Raw genomic sequence first — 8,052 nt, forward strand, 5'->3', positions numbered from 1 at the left:
CTTGTTCAGCGCCCTCCTAGGGGAGCTGCCGGTCCAGACCATCGACGGCCCGGTCCGCCCCCGCGCCCTGCTCGACGCCATACTCGCTCCGCACATCTCCGCTCGGTACGGGGACACCGACGTCACCGTGTTGGCCGTCCAGTCGAGCGGTAGTTCGGGTGGAACGCCCACGAACAGGTCGACCGTGATTGTCGCCGAGACCGACCCCGTCACCGGTGTCACCGGTATGGGACGACTGACCGGGGCGGTGCACGCGGCTGCGATTCGGGCAGCATGCGGCCGGGGAGCCGGTGTTCACTACGCCCACGAAGTCCTGGTCGACGGGAAGGTGGATGCACTTCTCGAGCGATTCCTCGCGACGGGGATATCGGTGACAGAACACTCAGACGCGTGGCTGACCCGATCGCAGGCGGGACACGGCGTCACGGAGTACAGCGATGAGTGAATCCGTCGGATCGCTTGCCGCGAAGTGGCCGCCCGGCAGCATGAGATGGGTATGAGAGGCCGAGGTGGCCGCCGACCACCGACGGACTTCGGCGGCGTCGACCACCACATCGTCGATGTAGCTCAGTGCTGTGACCGGCACAGACACACGAACACCATCCCACGAATAGCTTGCGCTGAGCTCGAAATCGGCGCGCAGCAACGGAATCAGCATGTCCTGAACCGATTGGTCGAGTGCATGCGCGCCCCACGACTGGACCGTGGCCAGCAATTCGGCATCGGTCTGGTGGGCGAGTTCTCCTGCAATTCCAGCGCACTGCGGAGCCTGCCGCGCGGACACCACCAACTCGACGTCGGCCGCGTCGTCGGCGAGCAGTCGGGCGGCCTCGAACGCCACCGTCGCCCCGATGCTGTGACCGAAAAGGACAACCTGGGGTTGTTCGAGGGCGAGAACCCTGCCTGCCACGTCCGCCGCGGCCGCGGTGAGCGACGTCGCAAGCGGTTCGTTCATGCGCTCCTCATGACCAGGCCGCGACAACGGCACCACGCGAGCCCCGTCCACAGTGCGCGGCCACCGGCGAAAGAACGACCGGCCGGCACCGGACGGCGGCACGCACACCACCACTGCCATGCACACTCCGAACAACGACAAGGGGACTAGCAATATGGTACGTCGAACAATCGTCTTCATGGGCACTCGGCGAGTCCCTCTGGAAGTGCAGGCAGCATTGCTCTCCGCACACGCTGCCGGGTATCGAGTTGCCCTGGTCACGGGGTCGGTTCCGCCGATATCTGAGAACCTGGTCGACGATGTCGAAATCGTCGACATCTTCGACCGCCCAGCAGCCCTGCAGGCAGCCATGGCACTCGCGACCCGCAGCGGGGCAGAGGGCGTCGTGACCTGGACGGACATCGGTGTCGAGTTGGCCGCCGCGTTGGCAGAGCGATGCGGCTGGCCGGGGCCTGGCACCGAGGCGGCGCACCGGGCTCGCAACAAACACTCGATGAGGGCCGCGATGGCCGATCAGCCGCACTTCATTCCACGGTTTCGACATGTTCGTTCCCTGTCGGACCTGCAGTCGGCCTACGAGGAGATCGGCACACCTGCGGTGCTCAAGCCCGCGGGTGGCAGTGGCAGCAGGTCCATACTGCAGGTCGAGGACGGCGCCGATCTCGCTGCGTTGTACGCGCACGCGTCCCGGCTGACCGCCACGGGCATTTCTCGGTTGTTTGCCGACTACGACGGCGAATTCGTATACGAGGAGCGTTTGGGGGGCACCGAGCACAGTGTCGAGGGCCTGGTCAGTGACGGGAAAGTGCACATCGCGGGGATCACGGACAAATGGGTGACCGAGCCGTACTACGTCGAGTACGAACAGGTGCACCCCACCGCTCTGCCGGCAGCCGCGCAGCGTAGCGTGTACGACCTCACCGAAGCCGTGGTCAAGGCGATCGGCCTGAACTGGTGTGCGTTCCATCTCGAATGTCGCGTCCTTCCCGACGGGAGTGCCAAGCTGCTCGAGATCGCCGCCCGGCCGGCCGGTGGTTACATCACCTCCCACCTGATTCCGTTCGCCACCGGAATTCCCTTCCACGAAAACCTCGTTCGAGTGGCAACCGGGCAGCAGCCCGACATGATTCCGACGCGGAATCGGTACGCGGGCAGCCGCGGCGTACTCAGCCCGGCACGGGGCCGATTCGCGGGCTTCGACGGTCTGGCCGAGGTTCTCGACATCTTTGGAATCGAGCACTTCGTCTTCGAGCGTGAAATCGGTGGGAACATCATGCTCCCGCCCGGTGACACATTGAGCGCCGTGCTCGGTTACGCGATCGCCCGATCGGTCAGCTACGACGATGTCCGCGCCGTTCTGCGGCGCGCGGTGGCGCTGTCCCGGCCGCGAGTGGAGACCTAGATGCGCGCCAACGGATTACCACGGGTCGAGCGGATCGAACTCGGTGCCGGCTTGACCGGGCGGGTAGTCGCCACCATCGACCTACTCGTGCAGGAGGGTTTGGCAGCGTTGAACGGGGAGGCGGCGTGGACCTCGACCGAATGGTGGCGCTTTGTGGAGGCCGATCCCGACCACGAATCGCTGTACCTGGTCATCGACGGCGCGGACAGCCGACCGGTCGCCGTAGCACCGGCGTTGATCATTCGGGACACCCGAGGCCTGCTGTTCTACAACGGTCCGCGGATCATCGGTGATCTGTCCGCGATCGGCTCGGTCTCCCATCTCGCGCCGGACGAACAGGCAGCGCTGCCCTCGTTGACTGCGGGGGTCGAGGCGGCGCGGCCGGCGCTTTACCCGTCGCTGACGGTTGGCACATTCGGATCGAACCTCGGACTGCGGGCCTTTGCACACGGTCGCACGACGCTCCCCGTTTCAACTGTCGTCCCGGCGCTGGCCAGACTGGCAGAGGTGGTCGCCGATCTCCTAGGCTGCCGAAGCCATGCACTGCTGTACCTCGATCCGGAGGAGGACGCCGTTCTGGAGTCGGACGCCGTCGCCGCCGGACTCTGTCGTTCGGTGTTCGGCGGTGAAGGCGTCCTCGACGTGCCAGACGGCGACTTCGACGACTACCTTTCGATATTGCCCAGTTCGCGGCGGAGGACCATCCGACGCGAAATCCGAGCATACGCCGAGTTCGGTGCTCGAACCGAAGTTGACTACGGCCCAGGGGCGCTCAGCGACGACCATGTCCGATTGCGGTCGGCATTGCGGGAAAAATATGGTCACACGGCCGGACAAACATGGGCGCGTAGGGAGTTCGACACCCTCCGCGAGACTGTAGGCGAGCGGCTCGTCGTGTTCAGCGCACGCGGGACCGAACAGATCCTCGGATACTTGATGGCCTTCCGGTTCGGCGATGTGCTGTATACGCGTGCTGCCGGCTTCGATTACGAGGCATCTTCAGGTGCATACTGTTACTTCAACGTCGTCTACTACGACGTCATCAAATGGGCCCAGCGCAACGGCGTGCGTCGAATCCACTACGGACTCGGAACCACGGCTGCGAAGGTCTGGCGAGGATGTACGCTGCGGCCGCGCTGGGCTTACTTCGGCCTCGGGCCCGGCGCTACGCCAGACACGGGCGAAATGATCGCAATCCAGAACGCAACAGCATCACGGTTGCTTGCCGGTCTCGGGGCCGAGTTGGAGTACGGGAGCAGGGCAGGGGCGAAGGCGGAATGAGACTCTCCCCGCCGATGCCGCAAGTTCCGCGACGATGTCGTCAACCGTGTGCCTTTCCGCGGAAGCCACCAGGCGTGGATCAGCAGCACGATCGCGGCCGGCACGCCGAGCAGCACGAAGAACCGGAATCGCCCGGCCCTGCCGGAAAGGAGGACCGACAGCCCGCAAATCACCGCGATCTCAAACCAGTAGTTGCCCTTCCCATGCTTCTGCCGATGCCGCGCTGTCCGCCGATCGCCACTTCGGCGATCCCCTCGACCATTTAGAGTGTGTGCGGCACCGCGGCAGCCGTTGCCGCCTGCAGGAAGGCCGCCGGTACCGCCGCCCATTCCGGCCGCCAGTGCCCCTCGCGCTGATCGGCGTGTAATGCCGCCAACAGCGTGGCGAGGCGCGGACCTCCGTCTGGCAGGAAACGCGGGAGCCGCAGCGCGGCGCAGCGCGCGGCGATCTCGGCGAGCAGCGCCTTCGCGTCGTCGACGTGCTCCGCCGCGGCCAGACACCCCACCGACAATCGCTGGGCCAGCAGCAGTGAATACCTCCGTTCGGTGCCAGCGTGGCGATCCACCCATTCCTGGGCCCAGAGGCAGGCGAGCTCGGGATCGCGCCCGTGCAGCAGCCGGATCCCGGTGTCCTCCTCGATCTGCGCGATGATCGCATCGATGCCGGCGACCGGCCGTCGGCGCTGCGCATACTGCACCGGCGGCGGCCCCGTCAGATCCGCCTCGAGGTCGAGCCCTAACCGAATTCGCTCGTTTTCGACCGTAGCCCGCAGCCGTGACAGCGACATGGCCTCGGCAACCCGCATGCCCTCGTCGAGCCGGATCGACGCCTCGGCCGGGTCGCCTCGCAGCACCTTGATGCGGGCGCCGAGCGCATAGCGCGCGAGTTTGAAATCGACCGGCCCGGGCCCGCCGCCGAGCGTGTAGCCCTCGTCGAGAAGCCGCTCGGCCTCGTCGAGTTCGCCTCGTTGGTAGGATAATTCGCCGAGTACTGACCCGGTCAGCCGGGCCGCGAGCGAGTGCCGACCGGCGGTCCGACGCGCCGTGCGGACCGCCTTGCGCACTCGATCCTCGGCCGCGTCGAGTTCGAGCTGTTCCATCTCGGCGAGACCCAACCAGCACTGCCCGTGGACGAGGATGTACGGCCCGGTGTTGCGCTCATGGTAAGGCAACGCCCACTCCTGAAGGCGGTGGGCCTCGGCGAAGTCGCCGCGGGTGCTCGCGGTGAAGGTCGCAATGTTCGCGGCGGTCGAAACCACCCACGGCGGCAATGCATCAGGTCGCGCCAGGGCGGGCGTGACCAACTCGTCGATCAGGTCGGTGTGATCCGCGCGCGACTCGACCACCGCCTCCACCACGGCGGCATCGACCCGAAGTTCGGCGATCTCCGATTCTCCGAGCTCGCTGCGTTCGAGCGCTGCGTCCAGCAGGGTGAGGGCCTGCCGCGCGGCGTCGGTGTGGTGCAGCAGAATGTTTGCCCAGGCGAGGGACAACTGCAACCGCGGTCGCCCCACAACCAACCTCGGCGGCAGTTTCCCGACCAGCCCGATCAGGGTAGTGACCTGCGAGTGGTCGATCAGGTAGATGCCGCCGTCCTCGACCAGTTCGACGGCGCGCCGTTGATCGTCGGCGGCCAGTGCGTGATCTACCGCGTCGCTGAGCATGTGATGCGCGGCGAACCATTCGCACGCAGTGCGGTGTAGCTCCGGAATCTCCTCCGGTCGATCGCGCTGCAGCCGTTGCCGGAGGAAGTCTGCGAACAGCGGTTGGTAGGCGAACCACTGGCCCTCGTCGTCGACGCGGCGCAGAAACAGATCACGCTCCTCGACCTCGGCCAGCATCTCCTGACCGCGCGATACGCCGGAAAGTGCGGAGGCCAGCTCGCCGCAGATCCGCTGGGTGACTGACGTCGCCAGCAGGAAGTCGAGCATTGCGGGATCGAGGGAGGCGAGCACATTCTCGGTCAGGAATTCACCGATGGCATGGTGTCGGCCGGACAGATGCGCGATCAACAGGGTGGGATCGTCGCAGTCACGCAGCGACAGCGACGCCAGCTGCAGCGCCGCTGCCCACCCGCCGGTCGATTCGGTGAGCTCGTCCACGTCGCTGCGATCAAGGTCCAGCCCCGCCAGGTCGACGAGGAAGCGTCTGGACTCGCCTCGGTCGAATCGCAATGCGGTGGAGTCGATCTCGACCAGCTCGTCGTGCACCCGCATCCGGCTCAGAGGAAGACCGGACTGGGTTCGGCTGGCGACCACGATGTGCACATGGTGGCAGCCATTTTCGAGTAGGAACGCCAACGCCGATCGGGTGTCGGCGCTGCTGACCTTGTTCCAGTCGTCGATGACCACGGCGACCTGCTCGCCTCGCTCGTGGATCTCGTTGATCAGCGACGTGAGCACGTAGCGCTCCGCATCGTCGCCGTGCTCCTCCAGTGCCGCACCGAGCTCACGGGCCAGATCGGGACGCACCACCCGGATCGCCTCGATCAGGTGCGCCAGAAACCACACGACGGTGTTGTCGTCGTGATCGACGGTGAGCCACGCGACCGCAACGCCCTCGGCGGCGAGGGCGTCCGCCCACTGGGCGGCCAGCGCACTCTTGCCGAATCCGGTCGGCGCGTGGATCACGACGAGCCGCCGCCGCTGCCCGGCTCGCAACTGGTCCAGCAGGCGTAGGCGCGGTACCAGCTGCCCGGACCGCTCAGGTGGACTGAATCTGGTCGCTGCGGCGGGCGGAGTGATCGCCGCCGTGGACGACCGCCACGCGGCGGTCCGTACATAGGTTGGGGTGAGGCGTGGTCGCGGCACACCCTGCTGGGGTCCGCTGTGCTGTGCGGTTCCCGGTACCGGCGGCATCGTCCCTGCCGAGATCGGGACCGGCATCTCGTCGACCGCCAACCCGTGGTCGCCCTGCAGGTCGCGGAGCAGTTCGCCCAGGTCGGCCGCGGTCGGCGGCCGGTTGGCCGGATCCCGAGACATTGCGTGCTCGAGCACCTCGCACACATCCGCCGGGATGCCCTCGGCACGAAGATCGGGGATGGGATGCCGCGCGATTCGCAGGAACTGTGCGACCACCTCCTCCCCGCTGTGACGCTCGAAGACTGCGTGACCGGTGATGGCACAGAACAGGGTGGCGCCGAGGCCGTAGACGTCCGCGGCTGGGTTCGGCGCGTCACCCTGCAGCACCTCCGGCGCGGTGAAGGCCGGCGAGCCGGTCACTGCGCCGGTGGTCGTTTCGAATCCGCCGGCGATGCGTGCAATGCCGAAGTCGGTCAGCTGCGGTTCGCCGTAGTCGGTGAGCAGAATGTTTCCTGGCTTCACGTCGCGGTGCAGCATGCCGTGACGGTGCGCGGTCTCGAGCGCGCCGGCGACCATGACGCCGACGTGCGTCGCGGACTCCCAGTCGACAGGGCCGGACTGGTGGATGTGCGCGTCGAGCGATCCACGGGGGTGGTATTGCATCACCAGGTATGGTCGGCCGGAGTCGGTGGCGCCGACGTCGAAGATGCTGACGATGTGCGGGTGTCCGGACAGCTTGCCCATCGCGCGTTGCTCCCGCAGGAACCGTTCGAGGTTGTCCGTCTCCAGGTCCGCGGTGAGCACCTTGATCGCGACCATCCGATCGAGGGAAGGCTGTCGGCAGCGGTAGACGACGCCGAAGCCGCCATGCCCGATTTCGTGCATTGCTTCGAATCCGGCGTCGGCGAGCTCCGCTGCTATCCGCGTTGTCAGGTCACGTTGCGTGGCCAGTGGATCAACGGCCATGGTTGGCCCCTGCATCGCCCCTCGGTGCCCGTCATCGGGCAGGTCGTGGGTGTTCCCGAACCAACCTCGAGCATAGCCCGATCGGCGGTCCTGGTTCGCTGGGCGCGCGAAGCTCGGTGTCCTTGCCGCCGGGTGAGGTTCGACATGGAGAAGAGTCCACGAAGATCATCGAACAGTTCGGTAGTGAAACCAGCCGGCTCGGCGACGTCGTCCGGTCCAAGACCGGGGCTTTCCGGTCGGGATCTGACGACGGTCCCGAGGCGGGGAACCCGGCAACAACACTCACCCGTGCGCTGATTGCCGTCGATGGCCGTGTCCGTTGGCAGCCCGGGGGACCGGCGCGAGGGGAGGGGGCGACGTCGAGCTGCAGCATTGGTCGCCGGGGTGCTCCTTGTGGTGCTGTTCATCAGCGCACTCGGTGGAGGGAACCTCGGTTTCTGTCAAGAGCTCGGGCGTTCGAACACATCGACTTGGTGCGGGTTGGCGAGGGAAGCGCCGGCACGCACCTTTTGTCCGGGTAACTGCGCAACTTTCGGCATGAAATCACGCGGCATCTGGGACGATGACGTCGTCCGGCCGTCCCGCTGGGCGATCGGCGGATTCTGGCGGTCATCGCAACAGCAGTCGTTCCATCTCTTCGATGGGTGT

The 8,052-nt window shown here is 66.5% G+C and carries 4 protein-coding genes and 1 pseudogene; 3 read left to right on the top strand and 2 right to left on the bottom strand.

Annotated features, from left to right (window positions below; all coding sequences use genetic code 11):
- A pseudogene (locus AZG88_RS52730) lies at positions 1–445 on the top strand (saccharopine dehydrogenase family protein); the annotation flags it as partial.
- Here the strand turns inward: AZG88_RS52730 and AZG88_RS21580 are convergent.
- Positions 383–1,135, bottom strand: a complete 753-nt coding sequence (locus AZG88_RS21580) for a thioesterase II family protein (RefSeq protein ID WP_306660386.1) — start codon at positions 1,133–1,135, stop codon at positions 383–385. The pseudogene AZG88_RS52730 and the gene AZG88_RS21580 sit on opposite strands and share 63 nt — an antisense overlap.
- Here AZG88_RS21580 and AZG88_RS21585 point away from each other — a divergent pair.
- On the top strand, positions 1,134–2,357 hold the full coding sequence (locus AZG88_RS21585; RefSeq protein WP_231914123.1) for an ATP-grasp domain-containing protein: 1,224 nt from the start codon (positions 1,134–1,136) through the stop codon (positions 2,355–2,357). The genes AZG88_RS21580 and AZG88_RS21585 overlap by 2 nt on opposite strands.
- Complete coding sequence (locus AZG88_RS21590) at positions 2,358–3,638, top strand: GNAT family N-acetyltransferase (RefSeq protein ID WP_005241365.1); 1,281 nt, start codon at positions 2,358–2,360, stop codon at positions 3,636–3,638.
- A gap of 262 nt (positions 3,639–3,900) precedes the next feature.
- Here the strand turns inward: AZG88_RS21590 and AZG88_RS21595 are convergent, their stop codons facing one another.
- Positions 3,901–7,404 carry a serine/threonine-protein kinase gene (locus AZG88_RS21595; protein ID WP_061698942.1) on the bottom strand — a complete coding sequence of 1,168 codons (3,504 nt, stop codon included), beginning with the start codon at positions 7,402–7,404 and terminating at the stop codon, positions 3,901–3,903.
- Positions 7,405–8,052: the final 648 nt, after the last annotated feature.

It is taken from the genome of Rhodococcus sp. LB1, assembly GCF_001583455.1.
Classification (GTDB): Bacteria; Actinomycetota; Actinomycetes; order Mycobacteriales; family Mycobacteriaceae; genus Rhodococcus_F; species Rhodococcus_F opacus.